A 19,741-nucleotide genomic window follows, 5' to 3' on the forward strand; every position below is an offset into this window, starting at 1 on the left:
TTCCCCGAGCGAAACACGTTAGGCTTGTTGGTCGAGAGTGTGCGGGCCCGAACGCATCCTGCGTCGACGTCCGCACCAGAGAGCTTCAGCGATGAAAGAGGGCGATCGAGCGTGTCGAACCAGGTGACCGGCGTCAACGGCGACGGGGGGTTCGGAGCCAATTCCTGGCTCGTTGAAGAGCTCTACGAGCAGTTCAAGGTGAACCGCGACTCCGTCGACAAGGAGTGGTGGCCCATCCTGGAGAAATACCACTCCGAGACGGCGACCGCGGCTCCCGCAGCAGCGTCCGACGCACCGGCCCCGACGGCTCATCCCGTCACGGCGCCGATCCCCGTGATCGGCTCGCAGCCCGTCGCCCGCACGACGGCCAAGCCCGCCGCCGCAGCACCGATCCCGGCGCAGGCTCCGAAGCCCGCAGCGAAGTCCGAGTCGGCGGAGGCTCCCGCTCCCGTCGAAGAAGACAAGGTCACGCCCCTTCGCGGTCTGCCCAAGACACTCGCGGCGAACATGGACGAGTCGCTCACCGTCCCGACCGCCACCAGTGTGCGCACGGTGCCGGCGAAGCTGATGATCGACAACCGCATCGTCATCAACAACCACATGGCGCGCACCCGCGGCGGCAAGATCAGCTTCACCCATCTCATCGGCTGGGCGCTCATCCGCACGCTGGACGAGTTCCGCAGCCAGAACGTGTTCTACGCAGAGGTCGACGGCAAGCCCTCCGTGGTGGCGCCGGCGCATGTCAACCTCGGCATCGCGATCGACCTGCCCAAGCCCGACGGCACGCGCGCCCTCATGGTGCCCAGCATCAAGCGCGCCGACACGTTGACGTTCACCGAGTACCTCTCCGCCTACGAGGACCTGGTCACGCGCGCACGCGGCAACAAGCTGACCGCGGGCGACTTCCAGGGCACCACGGTGTCGCTCACCAACCCGGGCGGCATCGGCACCGTGCATTCGGTGCCGCGTCTGATGAAGGGCCAGGGCTGCATCATCGGCGCCGGCGCCCTCGAGTACCCGGCCGAGTTCCAGGGTGCGAGCGAGAAGACGCTCAACGAGCTGGCGATCGGCAAGACCATCACGCTCACCAGCACCTACGACCACCGCGTCATCCAGGGAGCGGGCTCCGGCGAGTTCCTCAAGAAGGTGCACGAGCTGCTCATCGGTCAGCGCGGCTTCTACGACGACATCTTCGCCGCTCTGCGCATCCCGTACGCCCCCATCCGCTGGAACCCCGACATCGCCGTCGACCTCGCCGAGCGCGTCGACAAGCAGTCGCGGGTGCAGGAGCTGATCAACTCCTTCCGCGTGCGTGGTCATCTGATGGCCGACATCGACCCGCTCGAGTACGTGCAGCGCTCGCACCCCGACCTCGAGATCGAGAGCCACGGTCTGACCTTCTGGGACCTCGACCGCGAATTCGTCACGGGCGGCTTCGGAGGACGACGCATCGCGAAGCTCCGCGACATCCTCGGCGTGCTCCGCGACTCCTACTGCCGCACGCTCGGCATCGAGTACATGCACATCCAGGACCCGGAGCAGCGCCGCTGGTTCCAGGAGAAGGTCGAGGTCAAGTACCAGAAGCCCGGCCACGACGAGCAGCTGCGGGTCCTCCGCAAGCTCAACGAGGCCGAGGCCTTCGAGACTTTCCTGCAGACCAAGTTCGTCGGCCAGAAGCGCTTCTCGCTCGAGGGCGGCGAGTCGCTGATCCCGCTGCTCGACGAGATCCTGCAGGGCGCGGCCACCGCCGGGCTCGAGGGCGCCGCGATCGGCATGGCCCACCGCGGCCGCCTGAACGTGCTCACCAACATCGCAGGCAAGACGTACGGCCAGGTGTTCCGCGAGTTCGAGGGCACGCAGACACCGGGCAACCAGCGCGGCTCCGGAGACGTGAAGTACCACCTCGGCACCGAGGGCACCTTCGTCGCCGACGACAAGTCCGAGCTTCCCGTCTACCTCGCCGCCAACCCCTCGCACCTCGAGACGGTCGACGGCGTGCTGGAGGGTATCGTCCGCGCCAAGCAGGACCGCAAGCCGATCGGCACGTTCGCCTGGCTGCCGATCCTCGTGCACGGCGACGCGGCCTTCGCAGGCCAGGGCGTCGTGGTCGAGACGCTGCAGATGTCGCAGCTGCGCGGCTACCGCACCGGCGGCACGATCCACGTGGTCGTGAACAACCAGGTCGGTTTCACCACGACGCCGAACGACGGTCGCACCTCGATCTACTCGACCGACGTCGCCAAGACGATCCAGGCGCCGGTGTTCCACGTGAACGGCGACGACCCCGAAGCGGTCATCCACGTCGCTCAGCTCGCTTTCGAGTACCGCGAGCGCTTCCACCGCGATGTCGTGATCGACCTGGTCTGCTACCGCCGACGCGGCCACAACGAGGGCGACGACCCCTCGATGACGCAGCCGCTGATGACCGATCTCATCCAGGCGAAGCGGTCCGTCCGCCGCCTGTACACCGAGTCGCTCGTCGGTCGTGGTGACATCACAGAGCAGGAGTACGACGAGGCCAAGGCCGACTTCCAGAACCGTCTGGAGATCGCCTTCGCCGAGACGCACGCCGCCGAGACCGGCGCTCTGCCGATCTCCCCGGAGCTGCCGCCTGTCGACGACCAGGTCGGCGCTCCGGAGATCACCGGTGTGCCGAACGAGGTCATCCAGATGATCGGCGACGCCTTCGTGAACAAGCCCGAGGGCTTCACGGTGCACCCCAAGATCCAGCAGCTGCTGGAGAAGCGCCTCGACATGAGCCGCAACGGCGGCATCGACTGGGGCTTCGGCGAGCTGCTCGCGTTCGGCTCTCTCCTCGTGGAAGGCACCCCGGTGCGTCTCGCCGGTCAGGATGCTCGTCGCGGGACGTTCGTGCAGCGCCACGCGACTCTGCACGACCGCGCGAACGGCCAGGAGTGGCTCCCGCTGTCGAACCTGTCCGACGCACAGGGCCGCTTCTTCGTCTACGACTCGCTGCTCAGCGAATACGCCGCTCTCGGCTTCGAGTACGGCTACTCGGTCGAGGCTCCTGAGGCCCTCGTGCTCTGGGAAGCGCAGTTCGGCGACTTCGTCAACGGCGCCCAGTCGGTCATCGACGAGTACATCTCCGCGGCCGAGCAGAAGTGGGGACAGCAGTCCAGCGTCACCCTGCTCCTCCCCCACGGCTACGAAGGCCAGGGACCGGACCACTCGTCGGCGCGCATCGAGCGCTTCCTGCAGCTGTGCGCGCAGGACAACATGATCGTGTCGCGCCCGTCGACGCCCGCGTCGTACTTCCACCTGCTGCGCCGCCAGGCGTACGCCCGTCCGCGCAAACCGCTGATCGTCTTCACCCCGAAGGCGATGCTGCGTCTGCGCGGCGCGACGAGCCCGGTCGAAGCGTTCACCCAGGGTCGGTTCGAGCCGGTCATCGACGACGACCGCGGTCTCGATCGCACGGCCGTCAAGCGCGTGCTCGTGCACTCGGGCAAGGTGCACTGGGATCTGCGGGCCGAGCTCGAGAAGAACCCGAATCCCGAGGTCGCCCTCGTCCGGCTCGAGCAGCTGTACCCGACGCCGATCGATGAGCTCAAGGCGATCACCGACTCCTACCCGAACGCCGAGCTGGTCTGGGTGCAGGAAGAGCCGGAGAACCAGGGCGCCTGGCCGTTCCTCGCGCTCGCCTTCGCCGACGTTCCCGGCGACCGATCGTTCCGCCCGGTCTCGCGCACGGCTTCGGCATCGCCGGCGACGGGATCCTCGAAGGTCCACGCCGCCGAGCAGGCAGCACTGATCCGCGCGGCCGTCACCCTCGGCTGATCGTCAGACGAGAGAGGGCGCTGCGACTCCGGTCGCAGCGCCCTCTCTCGTCTGTGCGGTGCGGATCAGTACCAGATGTCGAGAGACGGAGCGGGGAAAGAGATGAGCGCCCGGTCGAACGCCTCGACGGCCGCAGGGCCGGCCGTGATGCGTCCGGCACCGTGCAGTGTCGTGGCGCGGACTCCACCGGCATAGAGCGCCGAGAGCATCGAGACGTCGAGCGTGATGTCGGCCTCGGCGCCCTCGTCTGCGGTGTCGACCGTCGCGATGCCGTCGTCGTCCACGCGCAGGCGCCAGTCGCCGTTCGTGAAGCCCAGCGAGTCCTCGACCCGGAGGACCGTGTCGATCGGGGCCGAGTACCGACGTGCCCTCAGCGCCGTCGGGAGGTCGAGGATGCGCAGCCACCCGTGGTCGTGCACCTCCTGCTTCACCCCGCGGGTGTCGTGCACCAACCACGGCAGGGGGTCATCTATCGGGCGGAGGTCGGCGACCACCTCATCGACGAGGTCGTGCTGCAGGGCGAAGCGCCAGAGCGCGGCGCGCGCGTCAGCCGTCTCCGCGACGAGCAGACGCACGTCCATCCGGAAGCGGAAGGTGCCGGTCGCCTCACCCACGGTGTAGGCCATCACCCCGCGCAGCGCACCGTCCTCGTCGCGGTAGCGCACACCGCGGGCCTGGTCGCGATCCGGGGTGGGCGCGACTCCTGCGTAACCCTCCCATCGGCCTTCCCAGCCGGGGATCTGTCCCGATGCTCTGCCTCGGGCGCGCTCGTGCACCGCACCGAGGTCGGCGGCGAGCGTCTCGCGATCGATGTACTCGAGAGTGCCGGTCGGAGTCGGTCCGCTCCAGCCCGCACGTCGCGTGTCGACCGTGTGGCGCGCGACCGGAATCGCTGCACCGAAGCCGTAGCGGCCGTAAATCGTCGCCTCGGAGACCGTGAGCCCGGCGATGGCCACTCCGGCGGATGCCGCAGCCCGCAGCTCCCCTTCGAGAAGCGCCCTGGCGATCCCACGGCGCCGGTGGGTCGCCGCGACCGTGACAACGCTGATCGCCCACATCCCGATCTCGGCGCCGCCGGGGACGGTGAGGGGTGTGATCCAGCCGTCTATGGTCGCCACAGGCAGCGCAGCGGCCGGGGCGTTCTTCTCGTACACCCCGACGTTCCGCCGCTCCGCGAAGGTCTTTCGCACCTGGGCGAGCATGTCGCTCGTCGGCTCGGGGCCGAGGAATCCGCGGTCGACGGCACGCTCGAAACCCGAGGCGCTCGCGTCATCGCTCAGATCGACGACGCGGTAGTCGAGGCCGGCTCCGGCCAGTTTTTCCGTCGAGGTGGTGTCAGCGGGTACGTCGCGCGCATCGATGGAGGTCATCCGTCCACACTACCGACGGCCTCCGGCGTGCGGTCAGTGCTGCGAGGCCTGAACGGCGCGCAGACGCTCGAAGACCTGGTCGCGCAGCTGCTCGGGAGCGGTCTCCTTGCAGGCGCGGGCGATCACCTCGGTGAGGGTCGTGGCGACGAGAGCCTCATCCCGACATGACGGGCAGTTCTCGAGGTGCTCGCGGATCTCGGTGTGCTCGGTCTTACACACCTCGTTGCGGAGGTACTCCTCCAGATCCTGACGGGCTTTGTCGCAGCCGCAGTCGCTCATTTCTTGCTCCTCGTCTCAGCCGCGGCGATGCCCCGCTCAGCGGCGTAATCTGCCAACAGCTCCCGCAGCATCCGCCTGCCACGGTGCAGGCGGCTCATCACGGTGCCGATGGGGGTCTTCATGATGTCGGCGATCTCCTGATACGCGAAACCTTCGACATCTGCGAGATAGACCGCGAGGCGGAAGTCCTCCGGCACGGCCTGCAGCGCATCCTTGACCACCGAGGCCGGCATCCGGTCGATGGCCTCCGCCTCGGCCGAACGGCTGTGCGACGCCGTGGTGGACTCGGCTCCGCCCAGCTGCCAGTCCTCGAGCTCGTCGATCGTGCCCTGGAAAGGCTCGCGCTGGCGCTTGCGGTAGATGTTGATGTAGGTGTTGGTGAGGATCCGATAGAGCCACGCCTTGAGGTTCGTGCCCTGCGAGAACGTCGCCCAGGACCCGTAGGCCTTCACGAAGGTCTCCTGCACGAGATCGGCGGCATCCGCCGGGTTGCGCGTCATGCGCATCGCGGCGGCGTAGAGCTGATCCATGAAGGGGATCGCCTGCTCCTCGAACTCGCGCCGAGGGTCGCCGACGGTGTCTGCGGTTACGGTGTCATCCATCACCGGCCAGTCTAGGCCGCTGATGTCGATCACCTCGCGCTCCAACGTCGCCGGCATACTCTCTCCTTCGGGTCGGGAGGCCTGTCTTTCGCGACGAAGCTCCCTGCGTTTACTAAGGTGAGAACCGATGAGCGCCAACAGGTATTCCCCCTCCCGTGTGCAGGGCGCCTATCCCGCGCCCACGACCGACGTGCCCGTGCACGCCGAACTCACGATCCCCGGTTCCAAATCGCTGACCAACCGCGAGCTGATGATCGCCGCGATCGCCGATGGACCGGGCCGGTTGATCGCCCCCTTGCACTCCGACGACTCCGCACGCATGGTCGATGCGCTGCGCGCCCTCGGCGTCGGCATCGAAGAGGTCGACGCCGGGAACGAGTTCGGGCCCGACCTCGTCGTCACCCCCGCGAAGCTCAGCGGCGGCACCACGATCGACTGCGGTCAGGCCGGCACCGTCATGCGCTTCATCGCCCCGCTGGCGGGCCTCGCGGCGCACGACGTGCACCTCACGGCGCACGAGACGGCGCTGCATCGTCCGATGGGCGCGCTGATCAGCGCGCTGCGCGACCTCGGCGTCGACATCGACGACGAGGGCACGTGGGCTCTCCCCTTCACGATCCGCGGCCACGGGCGAATCCGCGGCGGACGCGTCGAGATCGACGCCTCCGCGTCGAGCCAGTTCGTCTCCGGTCTCCTGCTCGCCGCCCCCCGCTTCGACGTCGGCCTGCACCTCGTCCACACCGGCGAGCACCTGCCGAGCCTTCCGCACATCGACATGACGATCGAGGCTCTGAGCCGCCGCGGCATCCGCATCGAACGCCCCGCCGTCGGCGAATGGCTGGTCGAGGCGGGCGTTCCGCGGGCCAAGGAGATCGCGATCGAACCCGATCTCTCCAACGCCGCGCCGTTCCTCGCCGCCGCGCTGGTCACCGGCGGATCGGTGTCGATCACCGGCTGGCCCGCACATTCCACTCAGCCCGGCGCCCTGCTGCCCGAGATCCTGCAGGCCACGGGGGCGCACGTCGGCCGTCACGGCGGCACGCTCACCGTGCGCGCCGGTTCCGGCATCCGGGGCCTCGACCTCGACCTGTCCGCGGCGAGCGAGCTCACCCCGACGCTGGTCGGCCTCGCCGCCTTCGCGGAGTCTCCGACCACGATCCGCGGCATCGGACACATCCGCATGCATGAGACCGACCGGATCGCGGCGCTGATCGGCAACCTCCGCGCGCTCGGCGGCGAGGCCGAGGAGCTCTCCGACGGACTGCGCATCATCCCCCGGCCTCTGCACGGCGGAAGCTGGGCCGCACACCACGATCACCGGATGGCCACCACCGGAGCGCTCATCGGCCTGCGCGTCCCCGGCGTCGAGATCGACGACATCGGCACCACCGCGAAGACCCTCCCGGAGTTCACGATGCTCTGGGAGAGGATGCTGCGGGGCTGAGGGTGAGCTGGCTGGACGACGCCGACGACCTCGAAGACGACTTCGAGGACTTCGACGAGAGCAGCATCCGCACCCGTCCCAACCCGAAGGCGAATCGCCCCCGCACCAAACGGCGACCCGCGCACGAGGACGCGCAGGTGGGACGAGTGCTCGGCGTCGACCGCGGACGATACTCGGTCCTCCTCGGTGAGGGCACCGCCGAGGAGCGCATGATCACCACGACGCGCGCGCGAGAGCTGCGACGCATGCCCATCGTCACGGGCGATCAGGCACGGGTGGTGGGCGACACCTCGGGAGACGAGGGCACGCTCGCGCGCATCATCGGCATCGTCGATCGCACCTCTCTGCTGCGCCGCAGCGCCGACGACACCGATCAGGTCGAACGGGTGATCGTGGCGAACGCCGATCAGATGCTCGTCGTCGTCGCGGCCGCCGACCCGGAGCCCCGCGCGCGCCTCGTCGACCGTTACCTCGTCGCGGCACTGGATGCCGGCATCCGCCCGCTGCTCGTGGTCACCAAGACCGACATCGCCGATCCGACCGAGTTCCTGACGCACTTCGACGGCCTGGACCTGCGTGTGTTCACCAGTGCGCAGGACGAGATGCCCCTCGAGGAGATCGGCGACGCGCTGGTCGGACACTCCACGGTCTTCGTCGGACACTCCGGGGTGGGCAAGTCGACGCTCGTCAACGCCCTCGTGCCGTCGGCCTTGCGCGCCACCGGGCACGTGAACCAGGTCACCGGACGCGGTCGGCACACCTCGTCATCGACCGTGTCGCTGCGCTACGAGGGTGCGGACGGCACCGGCTGGGTGATCGACACCCCCGGCGTGCGCTCCTTCGGACTCGGACACGTCGATCCGGCGAACATCCTGGCCGCGTTCACCGAACTCGCCGCGATCGCCCAAGACTGTCCCCGGGGCTGCACCCATCTCGCCGATGCACCCGACTGCGCTCTGATCGAGGCCGCCGAGCGCGGAGAGCTGGGCGAGACCGGGCGTGCCCGACTCGATTCCCTGCAGCGTCTGCTGCAGACGTTCGCGGACAAGGCGGATCAGGCCCCCGGCCGTTAGGCTGGAGACGTGACCCAGCGCCTCGAACCAGGAACCGCAGCCCCCGACTTCTCCCTCCTCGACCAGGACGGGAACATCGTCCGTCTCGAGGATCTGCGCGGCCAGAAGACCGTGCTGTACTTCTACCCGGCGGCGATGACTCCCGGCTGCACCACCCAGGCGTGCGACTTCCGCGACAGCATCTCGTCCCTCCAGGGCGCCGGCTACCGCGTCATCGGGGTCTCACGCGACGAGCCCGCCACGCTGGCGAAGTTCCGCGAGCGCGATGGGCTGACCTTCCCGCTCCTCAGCGACCCTGACCACGCCGTCCACTCCGCCTACGGCGCGTGGGGCGAGAAGATGAACTACGGCAAGCTCGTCGAGGGGGTCATCCGCTCGACGTTCGTGCTCGACGAGGACGGCAAGATCGCTCTCGCGCAGTACAACGTGAAGGCCACGGGTCACGTGGCACGGCTGCGCAAGCAGCTCGGCATCGACGCCTGACCCGCAGCTGTCCCCGAGGTCAGCAGACCTCCCCGACGTCCGCAGCTCTCGGAGGTCACTCCGTCGCGCGCTGCGGACCTTCTCGACGTGCGCTCGAGATCAACAGCGCGAACCCGAGCAGTCCGGGAAGCCCGACCCCGAGGGTGAACGGCCAAGAGATCGGCTGCAGCGTGAGAGAGGCGAGCGCGAGGGCTACGGCGAGTACCTGAAAGACCACTCCGCCTGATCGAGCCCACGACTTCCCGACCCGCGTGCCCACCGCGAATGCCACGAGGGCTGCGGTGCCGATCAGCGTGAGCACGATGAGCGCCAGGGCCGTCGGCAGGGATGCCGCATCGCCCGCCCCGAGACCGGCGAGTTCGACCACGGCGAAGACCAGGAGCGCCACTGCTTCGAGGGCGAGGATCGCCGCTGCCGCCAAGGCGATTCCGGGTGCGCGCACGGTGTCTCCCAAGGATCGAAAGAAGAGAAAACCCTTGATTTCATGGTTTTCATGTAACAGAATAGAGAAAGTCATGTGCTCCCACAGCGGCGTGGGGCGAGCATTCACGCTCGCATCACAATTCGCGGGCATTCCGTCCGCATCTCAACAGGGTAGCGGAACCCGAACTTCTACCCGAATCCGAGAGGTCGCATCGCGACATCTCTTGAAATCCACACCGAGGAGCCCCCATGGACTGGCGCGATAAGGCCGCCTGCCTGACTGTCGACCCCGAGCTTTTCTTCCCCGTGGGGAACACTGGCCCTGCCGTCGATCAGATCGAGAAGGCGAAGACGGTGTGCGCCACCTGCACCGTCACCGAGATCTGCCTGCAGTACGCCCTGGAGACCAGCCAGGACTCGGGCGTCTGGGGCGGGCTCTCCGAAGACGAGCGCCGCGCTCTCAAGCGTCGCGCCGCTCGCGCACGCCGCGCCTCCTGAACATCCGAAAGCGGCCTGAGATCGACTCTCAGGCCGCTTTCGTCTGTTCGGATGCGGCAGCTCTCACCTCTCGAGCCAGCGCAGGGGGATGTCGATGACCACTTCGGTGCCCTCGCCATCGCTCCCGTGCCACTCGATCGTGCCGCCGAGCTCACCCTGGATGAGCGTGCGGATGATCTGAGTGCCGAGCCCCTGGCCGATGCGCCCTTCCGGCAGACCGAGACCGGTGTCCCGCACCGTCACGCGCAGATTGTCCTCGGTGCGCTTGGCGTCGATCGTGACGAAGCCCTCTTGACCTGCGAGACCGTGCTCGACCGCATTCGTCACGACCTCCGTCAGGGCGAGCGCGAGAGGTGTCGCGTACTCGCTCGGAAGAACTCCGAACCGTCCGGTGGACTGCGTCCGCGCGCGCGTGTTCGGAGCCGAGGCGACCTCGGCCACGAGCTTGAGCACGCGGTGGAAGACCTCGTCGAAGTCGACCTTCTGCGTCAGCCCCTGGGCGAGCGTGTCGTGCACCACGGCGATCGCATCCACGCGGCGCATGGCCTGTGTGAGGGCGTCGCGCGCCTCGTCTGAGTGGGTGCGTCGCGCCTGGATGCGCAGAAGCGAGGCGACCGTCTGCAGGTTGTTCTTCACCCGGTGGTGGATCTCGCGGATCGTCGCGTCCTTGGTGATGAGCTCCTGCTCCTGGTGGCGCAGTTCTGAGACGTCGCGGCACAGCACGATCGCCCCGATGCGGGTGCCGTGGTCCTTCAGCGGGATGGCACGCAAGGACACCGTCACACCGCGGGCTTCGATGTCGGTGCGCCAGGGAGCGCGCCCGGTGACCACCACGGGCAGCGACTCGTCGACCTGCCGGGACGGCGGGACGAGACGAGTGGTCACCTCGGCGAGAGACTCCCCCTCGAGCTCGTCGTCGAATCCCATCCGGTTGAAGGCGGAGAGCGCGTTCGGGCTGGCGAAGGTGGTGATCCCGTCGACATCGATCCGAATGAGACCATCGGAGGCCCGAGGCGCTCCCCGACGCGGTGACGTCGGAGCCGTGAGGTCGGGGAAGCTCCCGTCGGCGATCATGCGGAACAGGTCGTTCGCGCACTCGTCGAAGGTGATCTGCTGGCGAGACGGCGTGCGCACCTCGCCGAGGTTCGTGTGCCGGGTCACCACTCCGATCACGGTCGAGTGGGCGTCGGCACCGCGACCGACGCTCAGGATCGGCACGGCCCGCACGCGCGTCGGCGTCTCCTCGAACCAGTCGGGCGAGGAGGAGTCGACGATCTCGGCCGATTCGAAGGCTCCCTGGACCTGGGTGCGCCACTGGGGCCGCACCCGCTCTCCGACGATGTCGCGATAGAAGAGCGTCGCCGCGCCGCTGGGTCGCGCGTGCGCGACCGCGATGAACGAACCGTCGTCGGTCTGGATCCAGATCACGATGTCGGCGGAGGCGAGGTCCGCGAGGAGCTGTCCGTCCCCGGCGAGACGGTGGAGCCATTCGACATCGCTGTCGTTCAGGCGCCCCTGGGCATGGGCGAGATCACTGAGGGTTGACACCTGACCAGCCTACGGTCAGATGCCTCAGAGAATGGCCAGCGACGTCGCCCGCCAGCGACGATCGATCCCTTCCAGGCGCACGGCGACGGCGCGGGTGCGCCCAGGACCGGCCACCACGACGACGGCTTCGATCACGCCGTCGAGCGGCTCCGTGACCCTCAGCGCCCTGATCTCGAACGTGGGTCGGGCGGGAGCGACCCCGCGCGCGCTGCGTGCCCTCGAGGAGAGGTTCGCGCGCGTGACCAGACTTCGGAATGCGTCCTCACTGAACCACCTGGCGAGCTGATCGACCTCCCTGACACCGGCCAGCACCTCGAGGACGCCGTGCGTGAGGCTGCGCAGAAGCGGCACGGGGTCGGGAAGCTCGCTGGTCGATGTCGGCTGGGGTGCGAAGTACTCGTGCGGCGTCATGTCGAACTCTCGGTCGGGGAGGTCTGCGAGTGAGCAGTACAGCACCGTGCCGCCAGCGCCGGAGTGGGGTGAGGCGAAGAATGTGGATAACTCGTACGCGCCCGAGCGGGGTCGCCTACGCTCTGTCGGATGCACTGGGACCGACTGTTCGAAGACCTCGAAGGCCAGCTGACCGCGGAGTGGGAGGCGGAACGAGCGGTGCTGGACGCCGAGTCCGAACGGCTGCGCATCGCACGGTTGGACCTGCGCGCGCGGCTGCGTACGCTGTGCAGCGCAGGAGCGGACGTCACGATCGGTCTCGTGAACGGGCGACGGATTCCGGTCTCGTTGCAGACGCTCGGAGCGGACTGGGTCGCCGTCTCCACGCGCGGCACCGGCGAGGAACGCAGCGCACCCGCCGGCTTCTTCCTCCCCCTCGCGGCCGTCACCGGCATCACGACGGATCACGGCATGATCCTGGCGAGCCTCGACGAACCACCCACCGCAGACTCCCCGCTCCGAGAGCGGATGACCCTCGGATTCGTGCTGCGTGACCTCGCACGCCGTCGTGTGCCCGTGCACATCAGCACCCATGTGGGCGACGACGTCCACGGCACGATCGATCGAGCGGCGTCCGATCACCTCGATCTCGCCGTGCATGATCCGGGCGAAGCGCGCCTCGCCCGAGCGGTGCACGGGTTCCGCATCATCCCGTTCACATCACTCGTGGCTGTGCGTACTCCAGTCGATCAGGTGCCGTGAGCCGAAGAGGTGCCCCAGACCTCGGGGAAGCTCGCGGTCTGGGACTGGCGCCACAGCGCCATCCGCCGAGAGTTCTCCGATTCCTCGGCCAGGTACCCGTCGAGGCTGGACTCCTCCACTCGCCAACGAGGCGGTGATCCCAGCTGCGCTCCCCGCAGTCTTCCCTCCTGCACCAGGGCGACGACCTCGTCGACCCCGATGCTCAGCAGCTCCGCCACCTGCGAGGGGGCGAGGTAACGCGGTGCGCGAACAGGGAAGGCAGGCATCCCCTCATTCTCGCCCACAGGTTCGCCGGATTCGGGTCCGCTCATCCCTTGTGGATAACTCCCGGAGCCCCGCCGCCGTTTCTGTGACGATATCGCCATGGCTTCCTTCTCTGTTCCTCGGCGCGCGTTCTGGGGCGACATCCGCTTCCTCGTGGGCATCGCGCTGGTGGCTCTCTCGATCGCCGGTGTCTGGCTCATCGTGTCGGCGCTCGACGACGCCGTTCCGACGCTCCAGGCCACCCGGACCATCACGCAGGGTGAGGTGCTGACGTCCGACGACTTCCAGGTCGTCGACGTCGGTCTGGGGTCGCTGGCCGACGACTACCTCGGCCCGGACGACGTCCCCACCGGCAGCACCGCGTCCCGCACTCTCGAGAGCGGAGAACTCGTTCCGACCTCGGCCGTGACCGACGCCGACCGCAGCCGCTCCACCACGATCGTCATCCAGAGCAGCACCGGTATCCCGGAAGGAGTGGAGGCGGGCACGGTCGTGGAGGTCTGGCAGGCGCCGCCCCTCGACGAAGGACGCTCCTACGATGTCCCCCGCATCCTGGTCGCCGACGTGATCGTGCACGACGTGCTCGATGCGGAAGGCGTGCTCGCCGACACCGGAACCCAGCTCGAGATCGTGATCGATCGGGCCGATGTGGCCGACGTGCTCGCCGCCATCACGGGTGGGGCCGCCCTTTCCGTGGTGCCGGTCGGGGCCGGGTCGTGACCGGCGTCGTGGTGGCGATCCCGCAGCCACGGGCGGGTGAATTGGCGGCGGAGCTGGCACTGGAAGGCATCGACGTCGTCGCGATCCTCTCCCCCACCGCCGTCATCGAGGTGCCGCCGGGCGCGGAGGCGATCATCGTCCCCGCCACCAGAGCGGTGCTGAGCGCCGAGCTGATCTCCGCATGCGACCGTGCCGGGGTGCGCATCCTGGCGCTCGGCGGCGCAGACAGCCGCCTGCTGGGGCGTCTCGGGCTGTCGGAGGCCCTCCGCCCGGAAGCGGCAGGATGGGAGATCGCTGCCGCGCTGGCATCCGAGACAGACACCGTGCCACGCCCGCAGTCCGTCCTTCCGCATCGCGTGATCGCGGTCTGGGGACCGCACGGCGCTCCGGGGCGCTCGACCCTCGCTATCCAACTGGCCGTGGAACTCTCCCGCCGCGGGCGCAGGACCGCGCTGGTCGACACCGACACGGTCGCGCCCGCGCTCGCCCTGCTTCTCGGTCTCAGCGACGACGCGCCCGGTGTCGCCGCAGCGTGCCGGCGGGCGGAACGCGGTGCGCTCGACTCCGCCGAGCTGACCAGACTCGCCACGACGGTGGCCACGGGCGGCGGTGATATCGAGGTGCTGCCCGGTATCAATCGTCCCAGCCGCTGGCCCGAGCTGTCATCGATCCGCCTGCGGGCCACGCTCGGCGCCTGCCGCGAGTGGTCCGAGGAGACGGTCGTCGATGTGGCCGCTGCCTTCGACGCCGACGAGGAGGTCACGTACGACCTTGCCGGGCCCCGGCGCCATGCGGCGACCACGGCCTCGTTGAACGAGGCAGACCTGATCATCGCGGTCGCATCGGCCGACCCGCTCGGCATCAGCAGATTCGTACGTGAGCACGCCGAACTGCGGCGTCTCACCGCCCCCACGCCCGTCGTCGTCGTCGTCAATCAGGTGCGACCGGGCCCGCTCGGCATCGATGCGCGTGGTCAGGTGCGACGCACGCTCGAGAGGTTCGCGGGCATCACCGATGTCGTCTTCCTGCCGTTCGACCAGCGCGCAGCGGATGCCGCTCTGCTGCACGCCCGGCCCATGACCGATGTCGCGCCCCGTTCGCCGTTCCTCGCCGCCGTGAGACGACTGGCGTCGACGCTCTTCCCGGCGGACGCCGCGTCAGCTACTGCCGATAGCTCGAGAGGAAGTTCCCCAGTCGTTCGACGGCTTCGCTCAGCACTCGGGGCTCGGGGAGCGTGACCAGGCGAAGGTGGTCAGGGGTGGCCCAGTTGAAGCCGGTGCCCTGGACCAGGAGGATGTGCTCCGAGACCAGCAGGTCGTAGACGAGCCGCGCGTCGTCCCTGATCTCATGCACGTTCGGGTCGAGCCGTGGGAACGCGTACAACGCCCCCTGAGGCTTCACGCACGAGACGCCGGGGATCGACTCGAGACCTTCCCAGGCGATGTCCCGCTGCTCGTGCAGGCGCCCGGTCGGAGCGATGAGCGCCTCGATCGACTGCACGCCGGAGAGCGCCGCCTGCAGGGCGTGCTGGGCCGGGACGTTCGGGCAGAGACGGGTCGACGCGAGCAGCGTGATCCCCTCGATGAACCCCTTGGCGTGGTCCTGCGGCCCTGTGATGACCATCCATCCCGAGCGGAATCCCGCCACGCGATACGTCTTGGACAGGCCGTTGAAGGTCAGGCAGAGCAGATCAGGGGCGAGAGTCGCCGTCGGGATGTGCACGGCGCCGTCGAACAGGATGCGGTCGTAGATCTCGTCGGAGAGCAGCAGCAGCTGGTGCTCTCGAGCGATCTGCACCAAGCCCTCGAGGATCTGGCGGGAGTACACCACTCCCGTGGGGTTGTTCGGGTTGATGATGACCAGCGCCTTGGTGCGCGGCGTGATCTTCGATCGGATGTCTTCGAGGTCGGGCTGCCACTGGTCATCCTCATCGCAGAGGTAGTGGACGGGAGTACCGCCGGCGAGGCTGGTCATCGCCGTCCAGAGCGGGTAGTCCGGCGCCGGGATGAGGACCTCGTCGCCCTCGTCGAGCAGCGCCTGCATCGTCATCGTGATGAGCTCGGAGACACCGTTTCCGAGGTACACGTCGTCGGGGTCGAACCGCGGGAAGCCCTCGATCTCCTCGTACCGGCTCACCACGGCACGTCGAGCCGAGACGATGCCCTTGCTGTCGCTGTATCCGTGGGCCGTCGGCAGCGCGGCGAGCATGTCGCGCACGATCTGGTGCGGGGCGTCGAAGCCGAAGATCGCCGGGTTGCCGGTGTTCAGCTTGAGGATCTGATGCCCCTCCGCCTCCAAGCGCGCCGCCTCGACGAGGGCGTTTCCGCGAATCTCGTACAGGACGTTCTTGAGCTTCGACGACTGGTCGAAGTTGCGCGTTGGGGTCATCGACCAAGCCTACAGCGACGAGAGGAGGGCCAATCCACGCGGACTGGCCCTCCTCTGTGCGGAGAGACTACTTCTTCTTCTTGCCCTGGGCGCGCCGCTGCTCGCGGTTGCCGGCGGCGGGAGCCTCGGCCTCGGCGCGCTGCCCGAAGGCGCCACGCGGTGCTTCCTCAGCCTCGGCCTGCGGAGCCTGGGCACGAGCCGCCGCCTGACGGACGCGATCCGTCGCCGCCTGCTGGACCTGACCGCGATCGTTGCGGACCTCGACCTCACCCGCATCATTCGCCGCGGAGTACTCGAGGCGCTGCTCACCGCCGTCGGAGGCGAGCCCCTTGGCCTCGACCTCGGCTGTCTCCGAGTCACCGGCGCGACGCACCTCGACCTCGAGGTTGTAGAGGTAGCCGACCGACTCCTCCTTGATCTGGCCCATCATCGACTGGAACATGGCGTAGCCCTCACGCTGGTACTCGATGAGGGGGTCGCGCTGAGCCATCGCACGAAGGCCGATGCCGTCCTTGAGGTAGTCCATCTCGTAGAGGTGGTCGCGCCAGCGACGATCGAGCACCTGCAGCACGACACGACGCTCGAGCTCGCGCGTGGCGGCCTCGCCGAGAGACTCCTCACGCGTCTGGTAAGCGATCTTCGCGTCGGAGAGCAGCTCACGGGTGAGCCCGTCCGCATCGATGCCGCCCTTGCGGTCGGCGGCCTCGGCCACGACCTCGTCGATCGTCACGCCCACCGGGTAGAGCGTCTTGAGCTCGGTCCAGAGGGCATCGAAGTCCCAGCTCTCGTTGTGGCCCTCGCCGGTGTGGTCTCGCACGACGCCGCTGATGGCGTCCTCGATGAAGTGCTGCACACGATCGGCGATGTCATCGCCCTGGAGGATGTGCCGACGATCCGCGTAGATGGCCTCACGCTGGCGGTTCAGGACGTCGTCGTACTTCAGGACGTTCTTGCGCATCTCGGCGTTGCGGGACTCGACCTGCGACTGGGCGCTGCGGATCGCTCGGGAGACGAGCCCCGACTCGATCGGCACATCGTCCGGGAAGTTGGTGCGGGCGAGGATGGCCTCGGCCGCCCCCGACTGGAACAGACGCATCAGATCGTCGGTGAGGCTCAGGTAGAAGCGGCTCTCACCGGGGTCACCCTGACGGCCGGAACGACCGCGAAGCTGGTTGTCGATGCGGCGCGACTCGTGGCGCTCGGTGCCGAGCACGTAGAGACCGCCGGCCGCGATGACCTTCTCGGCCTCCTCCGCGACGACGCTCTTCATCGCCTCGTAGGTCTCGTCCCACGCGATCTCGTACTCCTCGGGCGTCTCCACGGGGTCGAGCCCCTTGCCCTTGAGCTCCTGGACCGCGAGGAACTCGGCGTTTCCGCCGAGCATGATGTCGGTTCCTCGTCCGGCCATGTTCGTGGCGACGGTGACTGCGCCCAGGCGGCCGGCGCGCGCGACGATCTCGGCCTCGCGCGCGTGGTTCTTCGCGTTGAGGACCTCGTGCTTGATGCCCTTCTTCGCGAGCAGGCGCGAGAGGTACTCGCTCTTCTCGACGCTGACCGTTCCGACCAGAACCGGCTGGCCCTCCGCGTGCCGCTCGGCGATGTCCTCGACGACCTGAGCGAACTTCGCGGTCTCGTTCTTGTAGACGAGGTCGGACTGGTCCTTGCGGATCATCGGCCGGTTGGTCGGGATCGGGATGACGCCGAGCTTGTACGTCGACATGAACTCGGCGGCCTCGGTCTCGGCCGTACCGGTCATGCCGGCGAGCTTGTCGTAGAGACGGAAGTAGTTCTGCAGGGTGACGGTGGCGAGGGTCTGGTTCTCTGCCTTGACCGGCACGCCCTCCTTCGCCTCGATCGCCTGGTGGATGCCCTCGTTGTAGCGGCGACCGACCAGGATGCGACCCGTGTGCTCGTCGACGATCATGACCTCGTCGTTCATCACGACGTAGTCGGTGTCCTTCTTGAACAACGCGAGTGCCTTGATCGAGTTGTTGAGGAACGAGATCAGGGGGGTGTTCGCCGACTCGTAGAGGTTGTCGATGCCGAGGTAGTCCTCGACCTTCTCGATACCGGGCTCGAGCACGCCGACGGTGCGCTTCTTCTCGTCGACCTCGTAGTCCACGCCGACCTCGAGGGTGCGGGCGATCTTGGCGAACTCGGCGAACCAGCGGTTGGCCTCGCCCGACGACGGGCCGGAGATGATGAGCGGGGTGCGGGCCTCGTCGATGAGGATCGAGTCGACCTCGTCGACGATCGCGAAGAAGTGCTCGCGCTGGACGAGGTCCTCCTTGCGCCACGCCATGTTGTCGCGCAGGTAGTCGAAGCCGAACTCGTTGTTCGTGCCGTAGGTGATGTCGGCGGCGTACTGCTCGCGACGCACCGCAGGCGTCTGACCGGAGACGATGATGCCCGTGGTCATGCCGAGAGCACGGAACACACGCCCCATGAGCTCTGCCTGGTAGCTGGCCAGGAAGTCGTTGACCGTGATGACGTGCACGCCCTTGCCGGCGATCGCGTTCAGATACGCGGGCAGCGTCGCGACGAGGGTCTTTCCCTCACCGGTCTTCATCTCGGCGATGTTGCCGAGGTGAAGGGCGGCACCACCCATGATCTGCACGTCGTAGGCACGCATGCCGAGGGTGCGCTTGGCGGCCTCTCGCACCGCGGCGAACGCCTCCGGCATCAGCTGATCGAGGGTCTCACCCTTCTCGAAGCGGGCGCGCAGCTCGACGGTCTCGTTGCGCAGCTCGTCGTCGGTGAGCTTGGAGATGTCCTCTTCCAGCGCTCCCACTGCCTTGACGACCTGATTCAGGCGGCGGATGACCCGCCCCTCGCCCGCACGCAGCAGCTTCTCAAGAGGATTGGCCACGGATGTCATCTCCCTGTCAGTGGGTAAATCGCCGGCCATCGGTGAACCCGACGCCAGGCATACTTCGCCATGTTACCGGGCCGTGACCTGCACGTCGCCTGCATGGTGGTCCCGCGCGTCGGTCCGGGGGTGCGACCGATAACCATATACTCGGTATCGCATTCCTACGCACGGTAACGGAGATGAACGATGTCAGTACGCCAGAGCCTGCTCGCCATCCTCGCGCAGGGGCCCTGCTACGGCTACCAGCTCCGACACGAGTTCGATCGCCGCACCGGCTCGATCTGGCCGCTGAACGTCGGGCAGATCTACAACACCCTCGAGCGTCTGGAACGCGACGGGCTGGTCTCGCGCGGGGACGCCGACGACCACGGTCATGTGTACTGGCAGATCACGGATGCGGGGCACACGGACGTCGAGAACTGGCTCTCCTCCCCCGTCGTGCGCTCCCAGGGCACCCGCGACGAACTGGCGATCAAACTGGCCGTCGCAGCGACCCTCCCCGGCGTCGACGCCGCAGCCACGATCGACGCGCAGCGATCGGCATCGATGCGACAGCTGGAAGCGCTCCAGCACGAGCGACAGGCGCGAGGAGACGGGGACGACCCCGAAGGACTCGCGTGGTCGCTGGTCGCCGACTCCATGATCTTCGCCGCGGAGGCCGAAGTCCGCTGGCTCGATCACGCGGCGCAGCGCCTCAGCGGGCATCCCCGCCATGCGCTGTCGCTCGAGCTCACCGCCGAACGCCCCAAGCGCGGGAGGCCGGCGAAGGCCAGAGCCCCGATCGCCGCGCCCGTGCCCGCCCTGTGACCGGCGTCGCCGACGTCTTC

Annotated in this window: 18 protein-coding genes; 9 read left to right on the plus strand and 9 right to left on the minus strand. The window is 68.1% G+C overall.

Going from position 1 to position 19,741, the window contains the following annotated elements:
- The first annotated feature begins 111 nt into the window (after positions 1-111).
- A complete protein-coding gene (locus ASC55_RS04555; RefSeq protein WP_055872956.1) occupies positions 112-3,798 on the plus strand; it encodes a multifunctional oxoglutarate decarboxylase/oxoglutarate dehydrogenase thiamine pyrophosphate-binding subunit/dihydrolipoyllysine-residue succinyltransferase subunit in 3,687 nt (1,228 codons plus the stop codon).
- A 65-nt stretch (positions 3,799-3,863) separates the two neighbouring features.
- Here ASC55_RS04555 and ASC55_RS04560 read toward each other — a convergent pair whose 3' ends face one another.
- The 3 genes from ASC55_RS04560 to ASC55_RS04570 are packed head-to-tail and all read right to left on the minus strand — an operon-like array spanning position 3,864 to position 6,106.
- Positions 3,864-5,168, minus strand: coding sequence for a GNAT family N-acetyltransferase (locus ASC55_RS04560; protein WP_055872959.1), 1,305 nt, complete (start codon positions 5,166-5,168; stop codon positions 3,864-3,866).
- A gap of 33 nt (positions 5,169-5,201) precedes the next feature.
- The gene (locus ASC55_RS04565) at positions 5,202-5,447 is read right to left on the minus strand and encodes a zf-HC2 domain-containing protein (protein ID WP_017831083.1); all 246 of its coding nucleotides are present in this window, start codon (positions 5,445-5,447) and stop codon (positions 5,202-5,204) included.
- Positions 5,444-6,106 carry a sigma-70 family RNA polymerase sigma factor gene (locus ASC55_RS04570; RefSeq protein ID WP_055869072.1) on the minus strand — a complete coding sequence of 221 codons (663 nt, stop codon included), beginning with the start codon at positions 6,104-6,106 and terminating at the stop codon, positions 5,444-5,446. The genes ASC55_RS04565 and ASC55_RS04570 overlap by 4 nt, the downstream gene beginning before the upstream one ends.
- Before the next feature lie 70 nt (positions 6,107-6,176).
- On the opposite strand from ASC55_RS04570, the gene aroA reads away from it, so the two are divergent.
- The 3 genes from aroA to bcp are packed head-to-tail and all read left to right on the plus strand — an operon-like array spanning position 6,177 to position 9,049.
- Positions 6,177-7,493, plus strand: a complete 1,317-nt coding sequence (gene aroA / locus ASC55_RS04575) for a 3-phosphoshikimate 1-carboxyvinyltransferase (protein ID WP_055869073.1) — start codon at positions 6,177-6,179, stop codon at positions 7,491-7,493.
- Between the two features lie 2 nt (positions 7,494-7,495).
- On the plus strand, positions 7,496-8,566 hold the full coding sequence (gene rsgA, locus ASC55_RS04580) for a ribosome small subunit-dependent GTPase A (protein ID WP_055869074.1): 1,071 nt from the start codon (positions 7,496-7,498) through the stop codon (positions 8,564-8,566).
- 9 nt (positions 8,567-8,575) lie between these two features.
- Positions 8,576-9,049, plus strand: coding sequence for a thioredoxin-dependent thiol peroxidase (bcp, locus tag ASC55_RS04585; protein WP_055869075.1), 474 nt, complete (start codon positions 8,576-8,578; stop codon positions 9,047-9,049).
- Positions 9,050-9,104: 55 nt separating this feature from the next.
- Here the strand turns inward: bcp and ASC55_RS04590 are convergent, their stop codons facing one another.
- Positions 9,105-9,491: a hypothetical protein gene (locus ASC55_RS04590; RefSeq protein WP_055873205.1), complete on the minus strand. Its 387-nt coding sequence runs from the start codon at positions 9,489-9,491 to the stop codon at positions 9,105-9,107.
- Between the two features lie 230 nt (positions 9,492-9,721).
- On the opposite strand from ASC55_RS04590, the gene ASC55_RS04595 reads away from it, so the two are divergent.
- On the plus strand, positions 9,722-9,970 hold the full coding sequence (locus ASC55_RS04595) for a WhiB family transcriptional regulator (protein WP_017203224.1): 249 nt from the start codon (positions 9,722-9,724) through the stop codon (positions 9,968-9,970).
- A 63-nt stretch (positions 9,971-10,033) separates the two neighbouring features.
- Here the strand turns inward: ASC55_RS04595 and ASC55_RS04600 are convergent, their stop codons facing one another.
- Together ASC55_RS04600 and ASC55_RS04605 are read right to left on the minus strand one after the other, a co-directional pair.
- On the minus strand, positions 10,034-11,518 hold the full coding sequence (locus ASC55_RS04600) for a sensor histidine kinase (protein ID WP_055869076.1): 1,485 nt from the start codon (positions 11,516-11,518) through the stop codon (positions 10,034-10,036).
- A 24-nt stretch (positions 11,519-11,542) separates the two neighbouring features.
- Entirely contained in the window at positions 11,543-11,929 is a 387-nt protein-coding gene (locus ASC55_RS04605; RefSeq protein WP_017831090.1) for an Rv3235 family protein, read from the minus strand.
- 129 nt (positions 11,930-12,058) lie between these two features.
- Between ASC55_RS04605 and ASC55_RS04610 the strand changes: the two genes are divergently transcribed.
- Positions 12,059-12,670 carry a hypothetical protein gene (locus ASC55_RS04610; RefSeq protein WP_055872962.1) on the plus strand — a complete coding sequence of 204 codons (612 nt, stop codon included), beginning with the start codon at positions 12,059-12,061 and terminating at the stop codon, positions 12,668-12,670.
- Here ASC55_RS04610 and ASC55_RS04615 read toward each other — a convergent pair.
- On the minus strand, positions 12,658-12,936 hold the full coding sequence (locus ASC55_RS04615; protein ID WP_017831092.1) for a helix-turn-helix domain-containing protein: 279 nt from the start codon (positions 12,934-12,936) through the stop codon (positions 12,658-12,660). The two genes, ASC55_RS04610 and ASC55_RS04615, sit on opposite strands and share 13 nt — an antisense overlap.
- Before the next feature lie 97 nt (positions 12,937-13,033).
- Between ASC55_RS04615 and ASC55_RS04620 the strand changes: the two genes are divergently transcribed.
- Both ASC55_RS04620 and ASC55_RS04625 read left to right on the plus strand, forming a co-directional pair.
- Positions 13,034-13,654 carry an SAF domain-containing protein gene (locus ASC55_RS04620; protein ID WP_055872965.1) on the plus strand — a complete coding sequence of 207 codons (621 nt, stop codon included), beginning with the start codon at positions 13,034-13,036 and terminating at the stop codon, positions 13,652-13,654.
- Positions 13,651-14,892 (plus strand): AAA family ATPase, encoded by a 1,242-nt coding sequence (locus ASC55_RS04625; RefSeq protein WP_082524225.1) that lies wholly within the window; start codon positions 13,651-13,653, stop codon positions 14,890-14,892. The genes ASC55_RS04620 and ASC55_RS04625 overlap by 4 nt, the downstream gene beginning before the upstream one ends.
- Here ASC55_RS04625 and ASC55_RS04630 read toward each other — a convergent pair.
- Both ASC55_RS04630 and secA read right to left on the minus strand, forming a co-directional pair.
- Positions 14,816-16,042, minus strand: a complete 1,227-nt coding sequence (locus ASC55_RS04630) for a pyridoxal phosphate-dependent aminotransferase (protein ID WP_017831095.1) — start codon at positions 16,040-16,042, stop codon at positions 14,816-14,818. The two genes, ASC55_RS04625 and ASC55_RS04630, sit on opposite strands and share 77 nt — an antisense overlap.
- A gap of 67 nt (positions 16,043-16,109) precedes the next feature.
- On the minus strand, positions 16,110-18,911 hold the full coding sequence (gene secA, locus ASC55_RS04635) for a preprotein translocase subunit SecA (RefSeq protein WP_055869191.1): 2,802 nt from the start codon (positions 18,909-18,911) through the stop codon (positions 16,110-16,112).
- 189 nt (positions 18,912-19,100) lie between these two features.
- Here secA and ASC55_RS04640 point away from each other — a divergent pair, with 189 nt between their 5' ends.
- Complete coding sequence (locus tag ASC55_RS04640; RefSeq protein WP_055872968.1) at positions 19,101-19,721, plus strand: PadR family transcriptional regulator; 621 nt, start codon at positions 19,101-19,103, stop codon at positions 19,719-19,721.
- Positions 19,722-19,741 lie beyond the last annotated feature (20 nt).

It is taken from the genome of Microbacterium sp. Root322 (genome assembly GCF_001425645.1).
Lineage (GTDB): Bacteria > Actinomycetota > Actinomycetes > Actinomycetales > Microbacteriaceae > Microbacterium > Microbacterium maritypicum.